Source organism: Metallococcus carri (assembly GCF_011440275.1).
In the GTDB taxonomy this organism is placed as follows: Bacteria; Actinomycetota; Actinomycetes; order Actinomycetales; family Dermatophilaceae; genus Metallococcus; species Metallococcus carri.
This window is the reverse complement of record NZ_JAAOIV010000007.1, coordinates 92,904-115,745: the sequence shown is the minus strand read 5'-3', so window position 1 is coordinate 115,745 and position 22,842 is coordinate 92,904. Positions and strand designations below refer to the sequence as shown.

Genomic DNA, 22,842 nt, shown 5'->3' with positions numbered 1-22,842 from the left:
CGCGACTACTGACGCGGCGGCAGCTGCTGCGAGGTCGAGGCGTCGATGCCCTGCTGGCGCAGCGAGCGCTCGAGGTAGGGCTTGGCGCGCTGCACCTGGCCCTCGAGAGCGCCGATGGTCTGCGCCATCGATTGCGTCGCCTGGCTGCGGAAGCTGTCGATGGCGTCCATCGTCTGGAAGACGTTGTCGAACGCCCGCTGCAGCTTGTCGATCTCGATGGTGCTCGACGCGGCCTGCTGGTTGATCTCGGTGCCCTGCGTCTTCAACTGCTCGCTGGTCGCCTCGATCAGGTTGGAGGTGGTCGTGTTGAGCGCGGTGATCTGGTCGAGCACGACCTTCTGCTGGGCGAGCGCCTGGCTGACGATCACGGCGGTGCGCAAAGCGGAGACGGTCGTCGTCTGGGCGCGGTCGACGCCGCGGATCAGCTCGTTGTTGTTCTTGCGCACCAGGTCGAGCGCGAGATAACCCTGCACCGACACGGCCATCTGGGTCATGATGTCCTGCCGCCGCTGGCGCACCGCGAAGAGCACGTCGGACTTCATGATGTCGGCCTCTTCGGTCTTGCCGGCGGCCTGCAACTCGGCGATCTTGCGCTCGACCGCACCGTCAAGGGCGGTGGCGAGCTGGTTGTACTCGCCGAGCTTCTGCATCGCGGTCCACATGTTGTCGCGCTCGACGTCGATCGAGGCGTTGTCCTTGCGCAACTCGTCCTGGCCGCTCGCCAGGCTGCGGATGATCGCGTCGAGGTGGCTCTGCGCCGACTGGTATTTGGCGAAGTAGTTCTCGATCTTGTTGCCGCCGGGCAGCCACTTGAGCACCTTCTTGGCGCCCTTGAGGTCATTGCGGTTGGGGTCGAGGTCGGTGATCGTGCGGCGCAGATCGATCAGCGTGCCCGAGACCTTGGACTGGGCGCTGTCCTTGCCGGCCTGCGCGGCCGGGCGCTGCAACATGCGGTTGGACACATCCGAGGACTTGCGGATCTCGGTGTCGCCCATCAGCACGATGGAGTTGACCTTCTCGGTGAAGGCCGGGGCCTTCATGTCCATGCCGGCCAGGTCGGCGACGAACGCCTCGGCCTTCTTGTCGATCTCGGATTTGGCCGCGTCGTTGACCGGGACAGCCTGCACCGCCTGCTGCTCCTGCACCACCGCGACCGGCGCGGGCGCCTCGAGCACCAGCCCGTCCGGCGGCGGCGTGGTGGCGGCCTGAGCCTGCGGCTGTGCCGAGCCTCCCTGCTGGCCACCGCTCAGGTTCAGATCCGACATACCCCTGCCTCCTTGGCTTAGGAACCCCGTTCTTTGGGACCACTGTATGAGCAACGCCCAAGCGGGTGGGTTCCCTCCCGCTGCTGCGTGCGCGACCGTGGAGTCATGGACGTGCGGATTGAGCAAGGTGACATCACCCAGTGCCGCGTCGACGCGATCGTCAACGCGGCCAACTCCTCGCTCATGGGCGGAGGCGGCGTCGACGGCGCCATCCATCGGGCGGGCGGTCCGCAAATCCTTGCCGTATGCCGTGAGCTGCGCGCCTCTCGCTTCCCCGACGGGTTGCCGACGGGGCAGGCGGTCGCCACTCCGGCGGGCGAGTTGCCGGCGCGCTGGGTGATCCACACGGTCGGGCCGGTCTACGGCCGAGGCGACGGATCGCTGCTGGACTCGTGTTATCGCTCCAGCCTCGAGGTGGCCGACGAGATCGGCGCACGCACGCTGGCGTTCCCGTTGATCAGCGCTGGGGTCTATGGCTGGCCGAAGCAGGACGCGATTGAGCGAGCGCTGCGGACGCTGGGCTCGACGCCGACTGAAGCGACCGAGGCCACGCTGGTGCTCTTCGACCGCGCGACTTACGACCTGGCGCTTGAGGTGCAGCAGTCGGTCGACTGAGGCCGGGGAGGATCGCATCACCCCCGCGAACCTCGCGAGGCTTCGTACCGAGGCGATCCCGATGACCTATACGCCTCCACCCCCGCGCACGCGGGGCGCGATCACGGATAACGTATAGGTTATGGGGATCTAGGGGACCCCTTGACGCCGAACGGGCGCCTGTGTAGCGTGGCCCCAACTCTCGCCTCGACGCAAGGGCGAGGGAGGGGAGGCGCAGATGTCAGCGACAGCGCGGCGTTTCACGGACTTCGAGAAGCAGCTCGCGATCTTCCTGGTGATGTCCGCACTTCTCACGCCCGGTCAGGTCGCTGCGGCGTATGGGATCACCCGGGCGACCTTGAGGCGTTGGTTTGCTGAGGGCCAGCGGAAGTACCTGGAAGCCGGCGTTGTCACATTCGCAGGCAGGCTGATCGAGAGCCACGAGGAGCTCGGTCGACTTACTAACAAGCCACGGCAGCCATGACGGGGTCCGCCTTCGGCGCCGCGCCAGGCATGCCAACTTTTCGCGAGTTCGTCCTGGCAGTGTTGGGTTTCTATCCCTACCGCTGGCAGGAGGAGTTGGCCGAAGCCATCCTCAGGGGGCATCCGCCGACCAGGATCACCGCCCCCACCGGCATGGGCAAGACCGTCATCGTCGTCGCCTACGTCTGGGCGCTCGCCATGGATCTCGAACGCTGCGCCATGGATACTGCTGCCCGGCGTCGGGTGCCGATCCGGCTAGTAGTCGCGGTGGACCGGCGCGTCGTGGTCGATGGAACCGCCGCAATAGCCACCGATCTCGCGGAGGCACTCGCCAACCCAGGCGAAGACTGTCCCGCGGTCGCTGCCGTCGCGCGGGTGCTGCGCGACTACGCACCCGACAGTCCTCAGCCGCTCCAAGTCACCGTCCTACGCGGCGGGATGCCCGAACGCCCCGAGAACATCCGGCACCCCGCTGCCCCGGCCGTCATCGTCGGGACCATCGACCTCACCGGCTCGCGCTTGCTCGGCCGACCGTATGGCGTTGCCCCAAGGCGGCGGGCGATCGAACTCGCGTTAGCCGGGTGCGACGCGTTGTGGGTGCTCGACGAAGGCCACATCGCGCCTCAGTTCGAAACCACGCTCTCGCTCCACACCGGTGAAGCTGGAGCTCGCGAGAGTCTCATCGGCGGTGCCATCCCGCCACTGCGAGCGATCACCATGACCGCGACTCCAAAGGCCGGCAGTGCCCCCTTCGACTGGGCCGCGGAGATCGACACCGACCCCAAAGTCGGCGTGCGCAGGTCCCAGCGACGCGCGACGAAGCTGAATGTGGTGACCGTCGAAGCGGGGTCGGGGGACGCCGGTGTGGCGCGGGTCGTCAGCTCAGTGAGCCTGCTGCCTGGCGAGTCCCTCATCGTCTATGCGAACACCCCGGCCTCTGCCCGTCGCCTGGCGGCTGCCCTTCGCAAACGCAAGGATCTGTGCCCGGCTGGCCAAGAGGTTCTCCTGTTCATCGGAGGTATGCCGGAGCTACTCCTCCAGACTCAGCGCGCCAGGCTTGATCGCGTCATGACCAAGGCCAGGCGAGAGGAAAACGCTTCACCTGGTGGCGACCCGATGCCTGCCCTCGTTGTCGTCGCAACGCAAACCCTGGAGGTGGGCGCTGACCTCGACGCGGATCACGTCGTGACTCCGCGGGCGTCTGCGGAGGCCATCACGCAGCGCGCCGGTCGCGTCAACCGGCTCGGTCTGCGGACCGCCGGCTCGATGACGATCGTCAACGCGACCGGCGCAAAGGAACCGGTGTACGGCGACCGCGCCGTTGCCCTCGGTCGCGACCTCGATGCTCGACGTCCCAACACCATCGGCGAGTTGGAAGACCTGCTGAGCAGCGACGAAGCGCGGGCCTGGCGTGCCGAGGAACAACCACCAGCGGTGCTGCCGGCACACGTCGCCGACCAATATCAACGCACCGCCGGGTCACCGCACGAACCCCCCGTTGCGCGGTGGCTCCGGGCGCCGAGCGACGGTCGCGCGGAAGTCCAGATCGTCTTCCGGCAGTCCGTCGCGCAGATCAGCGATGACGATGAGTTGATCGAGCATCTGCACCGGTGCCCACCCGACGGCGCCGAGATGTGGACTATGACCCCGGACACGGCTGCCGAGATCATCAAGGAACGCCTGCAGCGCGCGACCTCGGAGGGGGCGCGAGCTGCACGCCTCGTGGTCCTCGACCTCAGCCGAGTGCGCCAGCCCACGGTGACGACGTCGAGCCCCAGTCGTCTGACGAGCGGTGATCTCATTGTCCTAGCAGCGTGCCCGGACGACGCGCTACTCGGTATCGAGGGCCTTGGCGTGGACTTCAGCCAGGAATCGCCAGACCCCCCATTCCAACTCGTGCCGCCTGAGGACACAGCGGATGGTGCCGATGATTCCCCAGATGAGGGTGAGGCTGACGAGACTGCGCCTGTCGACGAGGGCCAGTCCCGCAACACCCTTTCCGACCACCTCATCTATGACGGCGACCGCGCCGAATGGTGGGAAGTCGTTCCCGTCCGCACTGCGGCCGAGGCCGCCAAAGCCGCCGAACCAGTCACCCTGGATGACCATCAGTCTGACGTCGCGCTGGTCGCCGAGCGATGGGCGCGGCGCCTCGGTCTTAACGACGACCTGGTCGCCGACATACGACTCGCCGCGCTCCTTCACGATGAGGGCAAGCGCCGGGACGCCGTCCAGCGCATGATGCGTTTCTCCGTCGACCGCAACGGGGCCCTTTCAGACCTGGGGGATGACACGGTCCTGGCCAAGTCGCGGTTACCGCGTCACCTGTGGCGGCGGGCGAGTCGGCTCGCTGCCCTGCCCGTGGGGTTCCGCCACGAAGCGGCCTCCGCTGAGTGCTTCGACCACAAACTGCACAGCCGCGAAATCGCGCCGCACGACCCCGAGCTGGTGCGTCATCTCATCCTCACCCATCACGGGCACTTCCGCGGGGCCGCACCGTGGATGGACGGTCCGGCCACGCCGTGGATGGAGGGTCCGGACGCTCCGGCATACCAGGATGTGACGCGAGCCGAGTGGCTGACGAGACCCGACGAGTTCGCCACCCTCTTGGAGCGATACGGCCCGTACTCGCTGGCGCTTCTCGAGACCATCGTTCGGCTTGCCGACTGGCACGTTTCCGGTGGGTCCAAATGACCACGACCCACACCGTGCGCGCGCTCGACGCGACCCACCCCGTCGATTACCTGGCCGCGATTGGGCTCCTGGCCTGCGTTTCGGACGGCAGTGTGCAGTTCAACGAGTCGAATCGTCCCGTGCTCCTGACACCGGCGAGCGCCGAGACCACTGCGACTGAGGTGACCGCAGAGCTGGAGCGATGGACCAACCCCATCCACTCGGCGCTGCCTACGAGCCTGCAGTCGACCACCCCGGACTGGCCGCAGCTCGAACCCCTCTGCCGTGACTCGTGGCAGAACCCGATCACCGACGGACACCTGCGGACATTCGACGTCGGCTCCGCGAAAGACCCGGCCCACCGTCCACTGCAGGTCTTGTCGGCCGCGCTCATGCTCGTCACGGGGAAGAGCTATTTGCGCAAATCACTCGAGGATCTCTGGCCAGCGCCGTCCCGGAAGAAGGACGTGCAGGCAGCCCGTGACCGGACCCGAGCCGAGTTGTATGACGGAGTGCTCGCCCTGCTCTGTGGTGAACGGCCGTCCAGTGTCCGCGGTGGAATGGCGCTTCGGCTGACCACGTCGGACATTTCCCCCAGACTGCGAAGCGGGACCGAAACGGCGCTCCTCACGCCGACGATCGAAGCCCTCGCTGCTGTCGGAATCTTTCACCTCCTGCCCCGGCAACGCGGCATCACTGTCGAACGGGGGCAGGGTCGGCGTCCGCAGCATCGGGCCGGCTTGACCTGGGCGCTCAACCCAGCGCCGCTCAGCTTGAGGTCGCTCGTCGACATCCACGAGGAGAGTCACCCGCCGCCGTCCTGGCCCCGCTTCACCTGCGTGGTGCAGACCATTGGCGGCGGCACCAAGGCCGCCCAATTCACTCACATCCGACCGATCTAGGAGGCACTCATGGACGTGGTCACTCACTGGCCGCTTGATGCGGCTCATCTGCGCCTGGCCGCAAATCCGGACACCCTGCACAAACGAGTGATGCGGTACCTGCCCGACCTGGGCGGCCGCTCATCCGCGATCCGAGCGGACACCGACACGCAATATCGGGTGGATCTGCCCAATGACGTGTGCGGTGACCGCGGCCGCATCACCCTGCGGCTGAGGAGCCACGCACTCGAGGGCTTCACCGCCTCGGAGGGAGCACCGCAACTCGCGAACGGCATACGACTGACGGCGGTGGTGGCCGCCGAGAAGCGTGCAACACAGGACGACGGACGGGTACGAATTCGACCCGTCACCGATGACGAAGCCGAGGAGTGGGCGCGGGAGTTGCTGCGTCGTCACGGGTTCGACACATCCACGCTCGCAGTCTCGGCTGCACGCGCGTTCGGCTCCCTCAAGGCGAGGCGAAGCGTGCACTTCACGGTCCGAGACATCGTCGCAACCGTCAACATCGCTGATCCAGCGCTTGCCGCCTTGGCTGTCGAGCGAGGGATCGGTCGCGGTCGCGCCTACGGACTCGGCATGCTGGTCGCGATGCCTTCGGCGGCTCCAGTCCGAGCGGAGTCGGCGTCATGAGCGACTTCGTCACCCGCATTCGAGACTTGCTCAACGACGACGCGGCTGCCGGTCTGAGGATCATCACGCGGTATGACTCTGCCCAGCTCACGGTGACCCCGCCGGCCGGCACGCTCCGAGCTAATGGGCAGGACGTGCAGGGCGAATTCGGTATGCCGAACGGAACGACGGCTGTCACCGTCGACTCGTGGTCATCCCAGATGTCTCGGTTCGAGCTTGAGGCGGAGGCTGTGGCTGACGCCATCGGCTATCCGCTGATTCGATTTATCGGCCCCGACGGCGAACGGTGGACGAGTTCCGCAAGGCTGTCGCATCGTCAGGCGGACGCGACCTGGCGGGCTGCGCGGAACGTGTTGGAGGCTGCCGGCGTGCCGTTCGGCGACATCCAGGCGGCCACGGTTGCCGATCCGTCAGCCCTGCTGCGCTGGTTCCCGCTCTCGATCCTGGGCGGATGGTGGCACTCACATGTCGTGCCCGCGCCGAAGAAGGCCGTTGACCAGGCGAAGGCTCGAAAGATCTGGGCGAGGGACCAGGACACCGTCGACGCTTTTGCTGGCTATGCCCGCATGCGTCCGGACGCTCGATCAGCGCGGCTCGTGACGTCCGAAATCATTGCGCTCAACGCACGTCGGCGGTCGCGGATGGCGGCCAAAGTCGACGACCTGTTCGGTGCAGTGACCGGGAAGGAAGGTGAGCAGAAGGGCCCATCCGCGGTCGGTTTGGGTTCGCTGCCCCCGGTGCTGGAGTCGAAGGCTCCGGTCGACGTGACATTCGGAGCCATCGAGGGCCGGTGGTTCTTCTCGTTCGCCGGCTTGCGTGAGTTCGCCTTCGACGACGACGTCCGCGACGACGCCCGGGTCTTGGCGGTTGCCCTCGCCGTTCTGCTGCATCTCAAGGCTCAGCAGCGGACACGGTTGCGGGCAGGGACCGAACTCATTGTCGACGTGAACTCTTCACGCACTGAGGTGTTGCGCCACGACGGAGCGGCGGAGCCCATCGAGCTGCCGCCGATGTCGGACCTCATCGACGTGGTCAAACGGCTGGGCGCACGGGTGGGTTGGGGCGGCCCGGTAGACATCTCTTTCACCGAAGATTCGATCTTGGCGAGGCTCGTTCGCAACCTCACCAAAGACGGCGCCGCGGAAGACGAGGCGTGACCCTCGTCATCGAGGCCCGGTTCCCCCTCGGCCAGTATCTGGCGCATGACGGTGCCGGGTTCCCGGAGTGGCCACCATCACCGGCGCGGCTCGCTGCTGCGACCGTGGCGGCGGCATACCGGATGGGAGAAGGAATCGAGGCGGCTCGGCGATTCTGCGACCTGGACCCACCGACGATCGTGACGCCGATGGTGGGAATGCGGGATGGCTCAGTGTCCCGCTGGGTGCCGGTCGATAACCCGGTGGATCCCGACAAGGGCACCATCGGTCGAGGCGGACTCTCGGCGAAAATCGCAAAGCCCCCTGAGCGGGGGACCGTGGTCGGCGATGCACCGGTCAGGTTCGAATTCGTGAGCGCGCCGCAAGACGACGAATGGCGCACCGGGCTCGGGGAGGTTCTGCGCGGCGTTCCCTACCTCGGTCGGCCGACAAGTCCGGTGCTCCTACGCGTCGCGAGCTCGATGCAGCTGTCTGACGGGGGATATCTCTGGGAGCCGGACAGGGCTGGCGACCGTCTCCTCCCCACCGCAAACCGCGCGTTCCTGGAAGCGCTTGATGAACGCGAGCGAGAGCGTGAACGCTCGGGCGTTACCGGCCATCACCCCCGGCTAGCGGTCCGACCGGTCACCCGTTATCGCCGCGTTCGCTTGGGTGCCGACCAAGGTGACTGTCGCCCAGCGACATTGCGTGAGGCGCGAGCCCATCTGCAGTCAATGGTCTACATCAGGACAGCGAAGGCGGAGCCGGCGGACATACGCAAGGTGATCGACGCGTTCACGGAGGCCGAACTTCTGCTGCCGGTCTACGGAGTGGTGACCAAGCAAGGTCTTGAGATCCCTAGGCTCTTCGGCGTCCTTGCTGCTCCAGCGTGGGTGCGCGCATCCGCAGTGGCCCTCGGGAGTGGCAGCGTGGTGGTTCGTCCAGAGCTTCCGCCTGACACACGCCACGTCGTTGACGCAGTCAGGACCGCCTGGGGCGAAGCGCGCGCGTGGACGACCGCAGCACCTCTCAAGGGATCAAAGGAGGAGATCGCGGATCTGATCAGGGGTTGGTCCGCGGGGTTCAACGCGAAGCTTGTGCAGGCTCAGAGCCACAGTTCTCCCCGCCTCGTTGGACCGGAGGCCACAGAAGATGAGTTGCACGTGTCGCTGCTCTTCGATCGTCCCCTTTCCGGACCGCTCGTCCTGAACCGCTGCGCCCTGATTCCGTTTGCCCTCGAAGAGTGATGCTGAAACTGCGCGAGGCTGAGTGTTTCCCCAGGTCAGCAAGTGTCCGCTCCGCACGCACGGAGGTTGAGGCACCCCGCCGCGGGCGGTGAGGGCACGTAGGTGGTCCGCTCCGCACGCGCGGAGGTTGAGGGGCGCTGAGCACCTACAGGATCGATGATGAGACGTCCGCTCCGCACGCGCGGAGGTTGAGGCAGAACTCGCTGGCGGGGATGAGGGCTCCGGAGGTCCGCTCCGCACGCGCGGAGGTTGAGGGAAGAACAGCTTGACTGATCAACTCCAGGAGGAGTCCGCTCCGCACGCGCGGAGGTTGAGGGATGGGCGGGTCGCACCCACGGCAGACATCTATGTCCGCTCCGCACGCGCGGAGGTTGAGGGTCATCCGACTTGTCGGCCCCGGACTGGAAGCCGTCCGCTCCGCACGCGCGGAGGTTGAGGCGACTGCTCGGTGACGGTGGACCCCGACGCCCCGTCCGCTCCGCACGCGCGGAGGTTGAGGTGGTCACTCCCGCAACGGAACCCGTGCGCACCAGTCCGCTCCGCACGCGCGGAGGGTGAGGCCACATCACCGCCGGCGCGACCGACCTCCTCGGGTCCGCTCCGCACGCGCGGAGGTTGAGGGCGCTTGAACCCCAAGACGATCCGCGCCCGGCAGTCCGCTCCGCACGCGCGGAGGTTGAGGCGCGGTGGTGATGAGCGCATGACCGCCTGCCAAGTCTGCTCCGCACGCGCGGAGGTTGAGGGCCGTTGAAGCGCGCCCAGACCCGGTCGCCCTGGTCCGCTCCGCACGCGCGGAGGTTGAGGCCTCGTCACCCTGACTGAGCAGGCGGACCTTGAGTCCGCTCCGCACGCGCGGAGGTTGAGGCACGTCAGCGATGTGGTTCGCCGACGACGCCGAGTCCGCTCCGCACGCGCGGAGGTTGAGGGCAAGACCGGCGATCATGAGCGACCGCATCCGCGTCCGCTCCGCACGCGCGGAGGTTGAGGCGGGGGCCGGGTGGACTGGTACTCGGCATACGCGTCCGCTCCGCACGCGCGGAGGTTGAGGTGATCCAGGACAACACCGCCGGCATTCAAGCACGTCCGCTCCGCACGCGCGGAGGTTGAGGGCGGCGGTGCGCAGCACGTTCGAGCAGTTGGAGGTCCGCTCCGCACGCGCGGAGGTTGAGGGCACAGGTCGACTCTGCGACGGCCCGGCTGCTGGTCCGCTCCGCACGCGCGGAGGTTGAGGCAGCTGCGTCGATGAATCCCCGCTTGGTCCCCAGTCCGCTCCGCACGCGCGGAGGTTGAGGCCTGTCCGGGAAGCGCCGCCTGATCGGCACGGCGTCCGCTCCGCACGCGCGGAGGTTGAGGGGTGTATTGCGGGACGAGGTTCCCGCCGGGGGCGTCCGCTCCGCACGCGCGGAGGTTGAGGCCGTTGACGTCGGCGACAAGGCGGACAACTACTGTCCGCTCCGCACGCGCGGAGGTTGAGGGCATCGGCAAGGTCGCAACCGGATTCGGGATGTGTCCGCTCCGCACGCGCGGAGGTTGAGGCTCCTCCTGCAGGTCGTCGACGTCGGTGCGCCAGTCCGCTCCGCACGCGCGGAGGTTGAGGCACGAACGCGAACTCGGCGTCCGGTTGCCCGCAGGTCCGCTCCGCACGCGCGGAGGTTGAGGCGTCGGCACAGGCAGGTCGGGGAACATCTGCTGGTCCGCTCCGCACGCGCGGAGGTTGAGGCCAGCCGCCCTCGCGTTCTTCCCACGCCTTCTCGTCCGCTCCGCACGCGCGGAGGTTGAGGCCGGCCCAAGCCGATGACGTACGCAGTGCGTGCGTCCGCTCCGCACGCGCGGAGGTTGAGGCGGGCAGTCGTTCAGCGTGGAGCTTGATCAGACGTCCGCTCCGCACGCGCGGAGGTTGAGGCCCGGGCGGTGCGGCATGAGCCCGATCCGCCCGGTCCGCTCCGCACGCGCGGAGGTTGAGGCGAGCGCCGAGGTGGGGATCACGACGTTGCCGTGTCCGCTCCGCACGCGCGGAGGTTGAGGCGCCCAGGTCTACGGCAACGTCCAGGTCTCCGAGTCCGCTCCGCACGCGCGGAGGTTGAGGGCCATCTCGGCGTCCAGGCGCTGCCGCTCCAACGTCCGCTCCGCACGCGCGGAGGTTGAGGGCCCGAGAAGCGGTTGGGCCCGGTATTCCGGGCGTCCGCTCCGCACGCGCGGAGGTTGAGGCACGCCCAGCGCGGTGTCGATCCACTCGCTCACGTCCGCTCCGCACGCGCGGAGGTTGAGGCGTGCCCTGCGGAATCGACGCCGTGACGACGGTGTCCGCTCCGCACGCGCGGAGGTTGAGGCGTCGCCGGTATGTCGGCGAGCGCTCGCGGCACGTCCGCTCCGCACGCGCGGAGGTTGAGGCCTCGCCGTCGAACTCGTCACCGAACTGTGCTGGTCCGCTCCGCACGCGCGGAGGTTGAGGCCGTCACCTACCAGGTGACGACCGACCCCGACGGTCCGCTCCGCACGCGCGGAGGTTGAGGCCTGCCGGGCGTGCCGGTGGTGGAGTTCACACAGTCCGCTCCGCACGCGCGGAGGTTGAGGGGCCACCGACACCCTCACCGGCACCTTGGCGGCGGTCCGCTCCGCACGCGCGGAGGTTGAGGCTCAGTGCGGCTCGTAGCCGGCACCAGCCGCTCGTCCGCTCCGCACGCGCGGAGGTTGAGGGCGGGCGGTGAAGCTCATGCCGCACCGCCCGGCGTCCGCTCCGCGTCGCCTACGTCCGCTCCGCACGCGCGGAGGTTGAGGCCCGGGGAGTTCGATGACGGTCGACTGGCCCCGGTCCGCTCCGCACGCGCGGAGGTTGAGGGAACTCCGACCAGGGGAAGGTGTCGACGAGCTTGTCCGCTCCGCACGCGCGGAGGTTGAGGGCCCCACCGAAAACCGGTGAGGCTCAATGAGATGTCCGCTCGAGCGTGAGCCCCGCGCCCGCGGGGGGTCGAGGTCACCACGCGCTGATCACCAGCTACGACGGCAAGTGAGCCCCACGCGTGCGGGGGTCAAAGCAGATCGTTGAGTCGTTCCGCGAGGTCATGGAGGTGAGCCCCGCGCCCGCGGGGTCGAGGCTTCAAACCTGGTGCTGACCACCAGACGTCCGAGTGAGCCCGCGCCCGCGGAGGTCGAGGCTGCGCCAGGTGTCGACGACGCTTGAAAACTCGACAGTTGCGACCCTCGAAAAGTGAACACTCATGACGATCGGAGAGTGATCACTTTGGAGAACTGGGCGTCGATCCAGCGGCTGGCGAGCCGGGGGTCCGCTCCGCCCGCGCGAAGGTTGAGGGCTGTACGAGCAGTTCACGAACCACACCGTGGAGTGCTCCCCGTAAAGGCGGGGGGCTGAGGCCAGCTGACTGGAGGGACGAGTACGGGCGCTATCCCCAGGGCTGCGAGGGCCAACTTCGTCGTCCACAAGTGGTAACCAAGGTTGACACGCAACTCGATATCGGTAACTATGGTTGTCAACGGTGGAGATCACGGAAAGTGCCAGACGCCACGGCGTGCGTGATGCCGACATCCGGCATGCGGTGCGTCACCTGCTTCGGCAGTGGCCGATGGACGACGGCTTCACGATGATCGTCGGGCCAGCGCAAGACGGTCAGCTTCTCGAGATCGGCGTCAACGCGAACGACGTGATCATCCACGCTATGCGGGCACGGCGGAAGTACCTGGAAGGGAGGGAGCAGAGGTGACAACAAGAACGAAGAGGTCCGACGCTGACTTCCTCGCAGAAGTCGAGCGCGACGAGGACAAGCCACTCGGACCAGCCATTGACGGTGCACCCATCCGGGCCATCACCGCGGCCGTCGACCGGCGCCAACGGGTCGAGACCGAGATCGCCGAGCACGTTGCCGCAGCCCGAGCGGCAGGGTTCTCGTGGGCGGTGATCGGCGAGGCGCTCGGGGTGACCCGCCAGGGCGCGCTCAAGCGCTACGGCGCGAACCGCTGACCACCGTCGGCGCCGGTGGAGTCACGCCGTCGGATCTGCCGCGGAGGACGCCATACCGCAGCGGCGCAGCGCCATCTCGGCCAGCCAGGCCGCGGCATACGGCAGGACGCTGTCGTCGAAGGCGGCACGCGGCGAGTGGTTGTCCGGCGCGCCCTCGGGCTCGTCCGAGGGGCAGGCGCCGAGGAAGAAGTAGGCGCCGGGCACCCGCTCGAGGACGAACGAAAAGTCTTCCGCGCCCATCTCGGGCGTGCGCCGCTCGGTGAAGGCGTCATCGCCGAACAGGTCACGGATCACCTGCACGCCCAGGTCGTATGCCGTGTCGTCATTGATCGTCGCCGGATAGGAGTCGAACCAATGGAATTCGGCGCGCACATCGTGGGCCGTCGCGATGCCGGTGGCCACCCGCTCGATCACCCGGCGGGCGCGCTCACGCGTCTGCGGCCCGAGCGAGCGCACCGTCGCCACCAGGTGCGCGTCGTCGGGAATGATGTTGGACGCGGTGCCAGCGTGCAGCGACCCGACGGTGATCACCACCGGGTCGAAAACGTCGAATTCCCTTGTCACTCTTGTCTGTAGCGCCGTCACGAGTTCCGCGATGGCCGGGATCGGATCCTTCGCCTCCTGCGGCTGCGACCCGTGCCCGCCGGCGCCGTGCAGCGTGATCCGCACATCCTCGGCGGCCGCCATACAAGTGCCCGGCCGGGAGGCCCAGTGCCCGCGTGGCAGTTGCGAGGCCGCCACGTGCAAGGCGTATGCCGCCTCGACCGGTCGCCCGGCCGCGTCGAGCACACCTTCGGTGAGCATCACCTCTGCGCCCCCGCCACCCTCTTCACCAGGCTGGAACATGAAGACGACGTCGCCTGCGAGTTCGTCGCGTCGGGCATGCAGCAGTCGCAGCGCACCCATCAGCCCGGCCACGTGCAGGTCGTGCCCGCAGGCGTGCATGCACCCATTGGTCGAGCGATAGTCGACCTCGGTCTGCTCGACGACCGGCAGCGCGTCCATGTCGCCGCGCAGCAACACCACCGGGCCGTCCGGGCGCGCCTTGCCGCGCAAAACGACTGTGACAGAGTCGAGTTCGCGACCGGTCGTGATTTCGATGTCGTCCAGCTCGGCCAGTTGCTCCAGCACGACGGCCTGGGTCTGTGGCAGTCGCAACCCAAGCTCGGGGATCTGATGCAGCGTGCGGCGCAGGGCGGACAGCTGTGGGCCGAGGAGGAGCGCTTCGTCGACGATCGTCATACGGCTCAGTGTGCTGACCACCGGACGGGATCGCGCGGGCGGGCTGCCCTCAATCAGGTGGTCGGTCCGCTCCTGACGGGGTGACGCCGCGCTGGGACCGCAGGTAGGCCCGCCAGGTGAGCACCGCCGAGAGGATCCCGAAGAGCAGCAGGAGCAGCGTGAGATCCCACGCGCGGGCGCAGGCGAACGCGACGGCCAGCCCGAGTGCGACGACCGCCTGGACCAGATAGACCCGGAACTCCCGCGAAGGGCCCGGCAGCTGACGACCCACGACTCACCCGGACGTGGCATCAATCGGCTCGCTGCTCAGACATCTCGGTCGATCCGACGCACTCATGGCAACCCCCACCTGCGATTCCCCGAGCCGCGCGCTGGACATCCCCCGACAGCGCCCGCCCCAGGATGCCGAGTCTAGGCGCGAATGCAGCGCACCTACAGAGGTGAATCGGCCGACCAACCTGGCAGGCCCGATGGCTCCTTACGGATCGATGCATCACTCAAAGATGCACCTACGATGCAGGGATGCGGACGACCGTCGACCTTCCTGCCGCGCTGCACCAGCGTGCCGTCGCTCTCGCGCGCCAACGCGGCACGTCACTCTCCGCGGTCGTCGCCGACCTAGCGGCTCGTGGGCTCGGTCAGCTCGGTGAGCCGCTGGAGGTCACCACCGATGCGACCTCGGGATTCCCGGTGATCAGCGTCGGGCGCCGGGTCACCTTCGACGAGATCGCGCAAGCACTGGCCGACGAGTGACCACCTACCTGCTCGACGCCAATGTGCTGATCGCTCTCACCGTCGCCGAGCATGAGCACCACGATGCCGATCCCGCCAGCCTTGCTGCGTCGTATGGCGGCCGCCTCGCCACCCTCGATGTTGCCCTCGCCTCCGCGCGCCCGGACGTCGTCACCGCGGTCTGAAACCGGCGCGCGGGGCACAACGCCGCGGTCAGCCTCGCCAGCGGGGCAGCACCTCGGAGGCGACTTGTTCGAGGGTGGCGACCGAGCCGGCATACGGGCTGTCGGGCCGCGGCCAGTGGGTGATCAGGTCGGTGAACCCGAGCTCGCTCGCGCGACCGGTCATCTCCTCGAAGGCACCGACGCTCGACAACGAAAACTCATGTCCCGCATCGAGATTCAGATAGCGCGGGAAGGTCGCACCGAGGTCGTCGAGCTTGCTGGACAGGTCCGAGAGCGACGCCCACCAGTCGTCCTGGGAGTCACCCTTGACGCCGGTGGTGACCCAGCCTTGCCCGTAGCGCAAGGCCAGCCGCAGCGACCGGGGACCGTTGCCGGCCATGATGAACGGCGGCCGCGGCTGCTGCACCGGGCCCGGCAGCGTGCGCACGTCGTGGGTCTCGTAGAACGTGCCGCGGTGGTCGACGTGGTCGGTGGTGAGCAGCGCGTCGAGCAGGCCGACGAACTCCTCAAACCGGTCAACCCGTTGTCGCACAGTCAAATCCGGGCCGCCGAGGATATGGGAGTCGAGGTTGCCGCCGGTGCCGAGCCCGAGCAGCAGCCGCCCCGCGCTGATGTCGTCGAGGGCGAGAATCTCGCGCACGAAGGCTCCGGGGTGACGGAAGTTCGGCGAGGCGACGAAGAAGCCGAGGTCGATGCGCTCGGTCACCATCGCGGCAGCGGTGAGCGTGGTCGTCGCGCTGAACCACGGCGCATCTGGCAGGCCGGCCCAGGTGAGGTGGTCATAGGTCCACGCGTGGTCGAAGCCGAGCTGCTCCGCAGCGCGCCATTTCGGCTCCGCCTCACGCCACGCGAACTCCGGCAGGATCGTCAGCCCGAATCTCATGTGACGAACGTAGCGCGTCCGTGCGACACTGCTGGCGGCGTGACTGACGCCGAGCCCGCCCGGGGCCCCAGCTTCCGGCGCAGCGGCGAAGGGGAGCGAATCCTCCAGTCGGACAACGGATTTCGGCATCACGCACGACCGCAGAGCGCGGGCTGGGGACGCGGCATACGCGGTCGGTGAGGTGACCCGAATGACCACAGACCACGACTTCAAGCAGCTCGTCCGCGCGCGCATGCGCGAGACCGGCGAGAACTACACGACCGCGCTCATGGCGCTGCGCGACGACGTCGCCTACCGCGAGGCCGAGCGCGAGCAGCACCGGATCGTCGCGCGTTGGTTCGACGACGGCCGGTTGCGCGATATGCCCGCCCGCCGGGCGGTGCGGGCGGCCGTGTTGCTTGAGGTGCTCTCGCGCTTCGAGCCCGGCCGTCGCTATCGCGAGCGTGAGGTCACCGCGTTGCTCTCCACGGTGTATGCCGACCACGCCTGGCTGCGGCGCCTGCTCGTCGAGCACGACTATCTCGAACGAGCCGACGGTGAGTATTGGGTGGTGACCACGCCGCCGGTGCGCGAGGGTCAGCGGCTGACCCAGGAGACGCCAGCCTGGGAGCTGGCCTGGCTGCCCCGCTTCATCACTCGTGGCACTCGCTGATTGAGCAGGGCCCGAGCGTGCGCGATGTCCTGAGCAGCGCGACGACGGCGCCGTCCTGAGTAGCGCGACGTAGGAGCGCGTATCGAAGGGAGCGCGTGTCGAAGGGAGGGCCGCGTCGAAATCACCCGAGGTCGGCCAGCGGCGAGCGCAGGTCCTGCTCGAAGAGCTCGAGGAAGCGCCGCTGGTCCGCGCCCGGTGCGTGGAACACCAGGTGGTTGAACCCGGCGTCGACATACGGCTGCACCTCGGCGAGCACCTCGTCCGGGGTGGACGCGACGATCCAGCGCTTGGCGACCTGCTCGATCGGCAGTTCGTCGGCGAGGCGCTCCATCTCGCGCGGGCTGTCGACGCTGTGCTTCTGCTCCGGGGTGAGCGACAGCGGAGCCCAAAAGCGAGTGTTTTCAAGGGCTTTCGCCGGATCGCGGTCATACGACAGCTTGATCTCGATCATCTTGTCGAGCGCGTCGTAATCCTTCTTGCCGACCTCGCACCCTTCGCGCACCGCGGGCAGCAAACGGTCGACATACAGCTCCATCCCCTTGCCCGAGGTGCAGATGAAACCGTCGCCCATGCGGCCGGCATACTTCGCGACGGTCGGTCCACCGGCGGCGACATAGACCGGCACACCGCCCGTCGGGGTGTCGTAGATCGACGCGCCGGAGGTGCGGTAGTAGTCGCCGTCGAAGTCGACCGCGTCGCCCTTCCACAGTGCGCGCATCAGGCGCACCGACTCCCGCAGCCGGGCGAATCGCTCCTTGAAATCCGGCCACTCGCCGGTGAAGCCGGTGGCGATCTCGTTGAGCGCCTCGCCGGTGCCCACGCCGAGCACGATCCGGCCGGGGTAGAGCAGACCCATGGTCGCGAAGGCCTGCGCGATGACCGCCGGGTTGTAGCGGAAGGTCGGCGTCAGCACCGACGTGCCGAGGGTGATCGCGCTGGTGCGCTCGCCGACCGCGGTCATCCACGCGATCGCGAAAGGCGCGTGCCCGCCCTCATGCCGCCACGGCTGGAAGTGGTCGGACACGAACGCCGACTGCATCCCGTGCGCCTCGGCGGCGACCCCCAGTTCGACCAGCTCACGCGGGTCGAACTGCTCGGCGGACGCCTTGTACCCCAGCTTGATCGCCATGCCTCGATCGTATGCCGGTCTCGGTCGCCGCCCGCTCGCCTCTGGTCGAACGCTGGTTGAGGAAGGCGCGAGCTTGCGCGCCGTCCTGAGCGCGTGTCGAAGGGAGGGCCGCCTCGAAACCTACGGGCACGCGGTCCGAGGGAGGTTGATCACACTCAGTGCATGCCGGTGCGCGGGGCGTTCCAGGGGCTGTTGATCTCGATGATGCGGCGCTGCAGGTAGGTCTGCTCACGCCATTGGCCGACGATTTCGCGCCAGGTGCGGTGGGCGGCCCGGGCGAGCAGCGTCGGCCGGCGACGGCTGCGCACCACGGCGAGGTCATAGGCGACGCGCTCGGCGTCGCGGTCGATGGGCTGGTGACGGAGTGACTGTGCGGTGTTCATGGCTTCTACGATCCGCCGACCAACTCGTCAGCACAAGCGAATGTTTCTTCACAACCATTCAGTGATGCTTTAGCATTGAGCCATGCTTGATGTGAACCGCCTGCGGGTCTTTCGATCGGTCGTCGCTTCCGGCTCGGTGAGCGCGGCCGCGACGCGCCTCGGCTACACCCCGAGCGCGGTCAGTCAGCACATCAGCGCGCTGCAGCGCGAGACCGGCCTGACCCTCTTCGAGAAGTCCGGTCGCGGCATCGTGCCGACCGCGCACGGCCGCGAACTCGCTTCTCGCAGTGAGGAACTCATGTCCTCACTGCAGAAGCTCGACGTGATGGTCGACGACCTGCGCGCCGGCCGGACCGGCCGCCTCACGGTCGGCACCTTCGCCTCCGCCGGCGAGTGGTGGCTGCCGTCGGTCGCGACGACCGTCGTGCAGGAGTTCCCCGACACCCAGCTGATCATCGAGCTCACCGACCCGCCGACGACGGCGCAGCCGCCGGATATCGACATCCGCACCGAGAACCCCGCTGAGGAGCCGACGGTGCCCACCGGGTTCACCCGATGCGAGATCACCACCGAGCCCTATGTGCTGCTGCTGCACCGTGACCACCCCCTCGCCGATCGGGAGCAGGTCGCCGCGGCCGAGCTCGCCGACGAGCTGTGGATCCGCGACGACATCGCCGAGAGCACCTGCTCCCGGATCACGAAAACCGCTTGGCGCTCAGCGGGTTTCACACCCAAGTCGATCATCCAAGCGGCCGACCACCACGGGGCGATCGCCTTCGTGGCCGCCGGCCTGGGCGTCTGTGTCATGCCCCGGTTGGCGGCGGCGACGATCCCCGACCAGGTCCGTCGCCTCGCTCTTGTCGACCCGACTCCCGAGCGACGCATTGCGGCATATGTGCACGACAGTGCGCGCAGTCACCCGGCGACGGCACGGATCGTGGACCTCATCCGCACCGCCGCCGCTGCGCCGCTGCCGGCCGATCAGCCGGCCTGATCAGACGGGCGGGTGATCAGCTGGTGTAGGGCACCCGCGTCCAGGACAACACCTTGGCGCTGCCGGGCTTGTTGACGGTGATCTTCAGCCAGTCGGTGTTGTTGCTGGAACCGTCGACCGTGACGCGCTCCAGGTTGGGCACCGAGCCCTGCACGCCATACCGCTCCAGCCAGGTCGAGCCGGGCGCGAGCGGGCGGTCGTCGTTGTACTTGTGGCTGTCGCCGTCGAGCAGGTAGACCGGCTTGCCGAACTGCTGCGCCTCCTTGGCCAAGGCCTGGACATAGGGCGTGAACGCCGAGATGTCCTCCGGCGTCGGGCTGTAGGTCGGGTCGAACATGTCGGCCTGCTGCATGACCACCACGGCGCGGTCGCCGCGCTTCTTCGCCTCGCCAAAAGTCTTCTGCAGCAACGCGATTGCGCCCTTGGTGCGCAAGCGGTAATCGGCCATCTGCTCAGCCGTCGGCTCGGTGTAGCCCAAGCCGGTCCACGGCTGGGTGCCGTCATTGGAGCCCGGCATGTTGATCGCGGCGAAGTCCACCCCCGCCTTGCGGTAGGAGACATTCTCCGGCAGGCCCATCGAGGCCTGGGAGTAGACGTTCATCTGCTTCTGACCGAGCGTGCGCCCGGGCTGGTTGAAGAACACCGAGCGCAGCTTGGCGAGCCGCTCGAGCGGGTTGTAGGCGCCGTTGTTCTGCCGGTGGCAGTCGGTCCATTCGTTGTCACCAGGGGTGTAGACGAAGGGATCGGCGAAGGTGTCGAAGTCCTTGCGGATCATCGAGAAGTACTCGTTCGAACACACCGACGAGCCGTTCTTGATGTCGCCCAGGTGCACCACCGAGCGCACATCCGGGTCGGCGTTGATCTGCTGGATCCAGCCCGGGAAGGCGGCGATCTGGTCGGCGCCATACGGCACATCGCCGATGGCGGCGAAGGTGTAGGTCGAGCGCCCGTTAGGCGTGCCGCCCTGGTCGGCGGACGCGGTCGGGACGGAGGCGGCGATCGCGGTGACGGTCGCGATGGCGGCGAGGGAACGGGTGCGCATGCGAAAACTCCTCGTGGGGAAGGGCGCGCTGCCCCGAGCCAGCGCGGCGCGAACCCGTCCACCCTGTCGGGCTCGGGCGAACTCCAGGCGACAACGAGGCGAACCCTTCGTCCGCGCCGACGCCCGTGCGACCCTGTCCCGTATGACGACCGCACCCTCCCCCGTGCTCATCACCGGCTGCTCGACCGGCATCGGCCGAGCCACTGCCGAACGTCTCGCCCGCAAGGGCCTCACGGTGTACGCGACCGCGCGGAAGGTGAGCGACCTCGAGGGGCTGGCGGACGTCATACCGCTGCCCTTGGACGTGACCGACGAGGCGTCGATGCGCGCGGTCGTCGAGCAGATCGAGGCCGAGCACGGTGCGGTCGGCGCGCTGGTCAACAACGCGGGCTATGGCGTCTACGGGCCGATCGAGGAAGCGCCGATGACCGATGTGCGAAAGATGTTTGATACCAACGTTTTTGGTCTCGTCGAGCTCACTCGACTGGTGCTGCCGGGGATGCGCCGCGCGGGCCGCGGCCGGATCGTCAACATCGGTTCGATGGGTGGCAAGGTCACCTTCCCGATCGGCGGTTTCTATCACGCGACGAAGTACGCGGTGGAGGCGCTCACCGACGCGCTGCGCCAAGAGGTCGCGCAGTTCGGCATCCAGGTGAGCCTGGTCGAGCCCGGCCCGATCCGCACCAACTTCGAGTCCACGATCAGCCGGTCCGCGGCATACGACGGGGCGGACGGACCGTATGCCGGGCTCGTGCGCCGGATCGCCTCGACCAACAGCGGGGCCTACGCCAACAAGCTCGTCGCACCGGGACCGGAGTCGGTCGCGAAGGCGATCGAGAAGGCCCTCACGGCGCGCAACCCGCGCACCCGCTATCTGCTGACGCCGGCCGCCCACGTGATGGTCGGGACGCACGCAGTGGTGCCGGATCGGGTCTGGGACACCCTCGTGCGGGTCGCGACCCGCTGACTTGGCCACGCGATCGTCGCCTCCGGTTCCCTTGCGCGACACCTGATCCCGTCATGCTCGGCCTCGCCTGTCGTCGACGTCGGAGGTCGGTATGCCGTTTCGCCGCATCGACGCGCCACCCGTGACGGGAGACGCGCCGTGCGTCGTCTCGCTGACCTCGTATGGCGTCCGCATCGCCACCGCGCACCACGCGATCGAGAGCATCGCGAAGGGGTCGGTGCGGCCGGCCCGGCTGGTGCTGTGGCTGGCCCACGACGACCTCGCCACCGGGCTGCCCGAGTCCTTGCTGCGGCTGCGCCGCCGCGGGCTGGAGATCGTCGGATGTGACGACCACCGGTCCCACAAGAAGTACTACCCCTACGTGAGATCCATTGTGCGACACCGGCTTCCGCTGGTTACCGCCGATGACGACACGCTCTATCCGAGCGACTGGCTGGAGCGGTTGCTGCGGGCTCACCGTCGCGCGCCGGAGCTCGTCCACGCGCAGCGTGCTCGCCGGGTGCTGCTGGACGAGACCGGGATGCGGCCGTATGTCGAGTGGCCGCTCGTCGCGGACCGGGCGCCGTCGCCGCTGGTGTTCCCGACCGGTGTGGGCGGCGTGATCTATCCAGCACCCTTGCTCGCCGAGCTGCGGTCGGCCGGTGACGGCTTTATGCAGTTGGCGCCTTCGGCCGATGACGCGTGGCTGCACGTGCACGCCATACGGGCGGGTTTCGTTGCGCGACAGGTGAATTCGCGAGCGCCGCGCTACTACTCGTTGAAGCGTGCGCAGCTCAACGCGTTGTGGATCCGCAACCGGTGGGCGGGCGACAACGATGCGCAACTGCGGCGGCTCTACGGCCCCGCCGACCTGGCCTTGCTCGCCCGCGCCCGCGCCGCCTGATTCCCCTCCTCCTCTCCGCCGGTTCGGCTCCACGGCGTACCGCGGTCGCTCCACCTACCTGCGCCGCGCTGCGGGACTCAACTCACTCGGGACCGCGCGCTGCGAGCGCCCAGCACAGTCGACGTTTGGCGAGCGCTCTCGACGAGGAAACCCAACGCCATACGCGCCCGGTCGTCGCGGGGCACGACGAGCGACATCGCGCCGACGACCTGTCCGTCGCGGCCCCGCAGTGGGGCTGCCAGGCCCGTCGTGTCGGCGTGGAGAAAGCCGGGACACAGGGCGTACCCCTCGCGGCGCACCATGGCCAAGAACCGACGCAGTGCGCTGGGGTCGACGATGCTGTCTGGGGTCGCTGCCGGCAGCGGTTCGCTCAGCACCTGCTCCAGCAGATCCGTGCCAGCGTGGGCTAGCAGGACCAGCCCAGACGAGGACAAGGTCAGGGGCAATCTCGTCGCCACCCGCGTAAAGTTGACCGTCGCACCCGGCCATGACAGCCGTTCCAGAAAGACGACCTCACGCCCGTCGCGGACGCCGAGCTGGGTGTGCTGGCGAATCCCCGCGTGCAACACCTGCATGAACGGCAGCGCGGCTTCCCGCAGGCTGAGCGCCGGCTGGGCCCGCGCGGCAAGCTCCCAGATGCGCAGGCCGAGGCGGACCTGGCCGTCGGGATCCCGCGTGAGCAGGCCCTCGTCGGCCAACTGACCGATCAGCCGAGACGCGGTCGCCACGTGCAGCCCGGACCGCCGGGCGATTTCCGAAACACTGAGCACCGTGTCGGTCTCGGTGAAGGCCTCAAAGATCCGGACGAACCGACGCACGATGGGCTCACTCGCTGCGGTCCTCC

22 protein-coding genes and 1 CRISPR repeat array are annotated in these 22,842 nt (G+C 68.2%); of the genes, 14 read left to right on the top strand and 8 right to left on the bottom strand.

Features of this window, described 5'->3' with window-relative positions; genetic code table 11:
• Nucleotides 1–5: 5 nt before the first annotated feature.
• Nucleotides 6–1,265, bottom strand: coding sequence for a toxic anion resistance protein (locus G9U51_RS10710; RefSeq protein WP_166196820.1), 1,260 nt, complete (start codon nucleotides 1,263–1,265; stop codon nucleotides 6–8).
• A gap of 105 nt (nucleotides 1,266–1,370) precedes the next feature.
• On the opposite strand from G9U51_RS10710, the gene G9U51_RS10705 reads away from it, so the two are divergent.
• The 8 genes from G9U51_RS10705 to G9U51_RS10670 all read left to right on the top strand — a co-directional run bounded on the left by G9U51_RS10705 (nucleotide 1,371) and on the right by G9U51_RS10670 (nucleotide 12,906).
• Nucleotides 1,371–1,880, top strand: a complete 510-nt coding sequence (locus G9U51_RS10705; RefSeq protein ID WP_166196818.1) for an O-acetyl-ADP-ribose deacetylase — start codon at nucleotides 1,371–1,373, stop codon at nucleotides 1,878–1,880.
• Nucleotides 1,881–2,339: 459 nt separating this feature from the next.
• Nucleotides 2,340–5,036, top strand: a complete 2,697-nt coding sequence (gene cas3g, locus G9U51_RS10700) for a type I-G CRISPR-associated helicase/endonuclease Cas3g (RefSeq protein WP_166196816.1) — start codon at nucleotides 2,340–2,342, stop codon at nucleotides 5,034–5,036.
• A complete protein-coding gene (locus G9U51_RS10695; protein WP_166196814.1) occupies nucleotides 5,033–5,917 on the top strand; it encodes a hypothetical protein in 885 nt (294 codons plus the stop codon). The genes cas3g and G9U51_RS10695 overlap by 4 nt, the downstream gene beginning before the upstream one ends.
• 9 nt (nucleotides 5,918–5,926) lie before the next feature.
• Nucleotides 5,927–6,547, top strand: a complete 621-nt coding sequence (locus G9U51_RS10690) for a type I-E CRISPR-associated protein Cas6/Cse3/CasE (protein ID WP_166196812.1) — start codon at nucleotides 5,927–5,929, stop codon at nucleotides 6,545–6,547.
• Nucleotides 6,544–7,704 carry a type I-G CRISPR-associated RAMP protein Csb1/Cas7g gene (cas7g, locus tag G9U51_RS10685; protein WP_166196810.1) on the top strand — a complete coding sequence of 387 codons (1,161 nt, stop codon included), beginning with the start codon at nucleotides 6,544–6,546 and terminating at the stop codon, nucleotides 7,702–7,704. Before G9U51_RS10690 ends, cas7g begins: the two co-directional genes overlap by 4 nt.
• Nucleotides 7,701–8,930, top strand: a complete 1,230-nt coding sequence (csb2, locus tag G9U51_RS10680) for a type I-G CRISPR-associated protein Csb2 (protein ID WP_166196808.1) — start codon at nucleotides 7,701–7,703, stop codon at nucleotides 8,928–8,930. Before cas7g ends, csb2 begins: the two co-directional genes overlap by 4 nt.
• Nucleotides 8,931–8,974: 44 nt before the next feature.
• Nucleotides 8,975–11,830: direct repeats of the CRISPR family, unit length 28 nt; unit sequence GTCCGCTCCGCACGCGCGGAGGTTGAGG.
• 594 nt (nucleotides 11,831–12,424) lie between these two features.
• Complete coding sequence (locus G9U51_RS10675) at nucleotides 12,425–12,649, top strand: hypothetical protein (RefSeq protein WP_235945952.1); 225 nt, start codon at nucleotides 12,425–12,427, stop codon at nucleotides 12,647–12,649.
• Nucleotides 12,646–12,906 (top strand): hypothetical protein, encoded by a 261-nt coding sequence (locus G9U51_RS10670; protein ID WP_166196804.1) that lies wholly within the window; start codon nucleotides 12,646–12,648, stop codon nucleotides 12,904–12,906. Before G9U51_RS10675 ends, G9U51_RS10670 begins: the two co-directional genes overlap by 4 nt.
• Nucleotides 12,907–12,927: 21 nt before the next feature.
• Here the strand turns inward: G9U51_RS10670 and G9U51_RS10665 are convergent, their stop codons facing one another.
• Nucleotides 12,928–14,148 carry a M20 metallopeptidase family protein gene (locus tag G9U51_RS10665; RefSeq protein WP_166196802.1) on the bottom strand — a complete coding sequence of 407 codons (1,221 nt, stop codon included), beginning with the start codon at nucleotides 14,146–14,148 and terminating at the stop codon, nucleotides 12,928–12,930.
• A 49-nt stretch (nucleotides 14,149–14,197) separates the two neighbouring features.
• Nucleotides 14,198–14,419 carry a hypothetical protein gene (locus G9U51_RS10660; protein WP_166196800.1) on the bottom strand — a complete coding sequence of 74 codons (222 nt, stop codon included), beginning with the start codon at nucleotides 14,417–14,419 and terminating at the stop codon, nucleotides 14,198–14,200.
• 251 nt (nucleotides 14,420–14,670) lie between these two features.
• On the opposite strand from G9U51_RS10660, the gene G9U51_RS10655 reads away from it, so the two are divergent.
• Entirely contained in the window at nucleotides 14,671–14,901 is a 231-nt protein-coding gene (locus G9U51_RS10655) for a hypothetical protein (protein ID WP_166196798.1), read from the top strand.
• Nucleotides 14,898–15,065: a hypothetical protein gene (locus G9U51_RS17095; RefSeq protein ID WP_171715604.1), complete on the top strand. Its 168-nt coding sequence runs from the start codon at nucleotides 14,898–14,900 to the stop codon at nucleotides 15,063–15,065. The genes G9U51_RS10655 and G9U51_RS17095 overlap by 4 nt, the downstream gene beginning before the upstream one ends.
• 28 nt (nucleotides 15,066–15,093) lie before the next feature.
• Here the strand turns inward: G9U51_RS17095 and G9U51_RS10645 are convergent, their stop codons facing one another.
• Nucleotides 15,094–15,948 carry an LLM class flavin-dependent oxidoreductase gene (locus G9U51_RS10645; protein WP_166196796.1) on the bottom strand — a complete coding sequence of 285 codons (855 nt, stop codon included), beginning with the start codon at nucleotides 15,946–15,948 and terminating at the stop codon, nucleotides 15,094–15,096.
• Between the two features lie 190 nt (nucleotides 15,949–16,138).
• Here G9U51_RS10645 and G9U51_RS10640 point away from each other — a divergent pair, with 190 nt between their 5' ends.
• Nucleotides 16,139–16,600 carry a DUF2087 domain-containing protein gene (locus G9U51_RS10640; protein ID WP_166196794.1) on the top strand — a complete coding sequence of 154 codons (462 nt, stop codon included), beginning with the start codon at nucleotides 16,139–16,141 and terminating at the stop codon, nucleotides 16,598–16,600.
• Nucleotides 16,601–16,721: 121 nt separating this feature from the next.
• On the opposite strand, the gene fgd is transcribed toward G9U51_RS10640, so the two are convergent.
• Complete coding sequence (gene fgd / locus G9U51_RS10635) at nucleotides 16,722–17,729, bottom strand: glucose-6-phosphate dehydrogenase (coenzyme-F420) (protein WP_166196792.1); 1,008 nt, start codon at nucleotides 17,727–17,729, stop codon at nucleotides 16,722–16,724.
• Nucleotides 17,730–17,884: 155 nt separating this feature from the next.
• Nucleotides 17,885–18,112, bottom strand: a complete 228-nt coding sequence (locus G9U51_RS10630; RefSeq protein ID WP_166196790.1) for a hypothetical protein — start codon at nucleotides 18,110–18,112, stop codon at nucleotides 17,885–17,887.
• Between the two features lie 82 nt (nucleotides 18,113–18,194).
• Here G9U51_RS10630 and G9U51_RS10625 point away from each other — a divergent pair, with 82 nt between their 5' ends.
• A complete protein-coding gene (locus tag G9U51_RS10625; RefSeq protein ID WP_166196788.1) occupies nucleotides 18,195–19,106 on the top strand; it encodes a LysR family transcriptional regulator in 912 nt (303 codons plus the stop codon).
• Between the two features lie 16 nt (nucleotides 19,107–19,122).
• Here G9U51_RS10625 and G9U51_RS10620 read toward each other — a convergent pair whose 3' ends face one another.
• Entirely contained in the window at nucleotides 19,123–20,148 is a 1,026-nt protein-coding gene (locus tag G9U51_RS10620) for a metallophosphoesterase family protein (RefSeq protein WP_166196786.1), read from the bottom strand.
• 142 nt (nucleotides 20,149–20,290) lie between these two features.
• Here G9U51_RS10620 and G9U51_RS10615 point away from each other — a divergent pair, with 142 nt between their 5' ends.
• Together G9U51_RS10615 and G9U51_RS10610 are read left to right on the top strand one after the other, a co-directional pair.
• A complete protein-coding gene (locus tag G9U51_RS10615) occupies nucleotides 20,291–21,115 on the top strand; it encodes an SDR family NAD(P)-dependent oxidoreductase (RefSeq protein WP_166196784.1) in 825 nt (274 codons plus the stop codon).
• A gap of 91 nt (nucleotides 21,116–21,206) precedes the next feature.
• Nucleotides 21,207–21,998 (top strand): hypothetical protein, encoded by a 792-nt coding sequence (locus G9U51_RS10610; RefSeq protein ID WP_166196782.1) that lies wholly within the window; start codon nucleotides 21,207–21,209, stop codon nucleotides 21,996–21,998.
• A 77-nt stretch (nucleotides 21,999–22,075) separates the two neighbouring features.
• Here the strand turns inward: G9U51_RS10610 and G9U51_RS10605 are convergent, their stop codons facing one another.
• A complete protein-coding gene (locus G9U51_RS10605) occupies nucleotides 22,076–22,816 on the bottom strand; it encodes an IclR family transcriptional regulator (RefSeq protein WP_207948222.1) in 741 nt (246 codons plus the stop codon).
• Nucleotides 22,817–22,842: the final 26 nt, after the last annotated feature.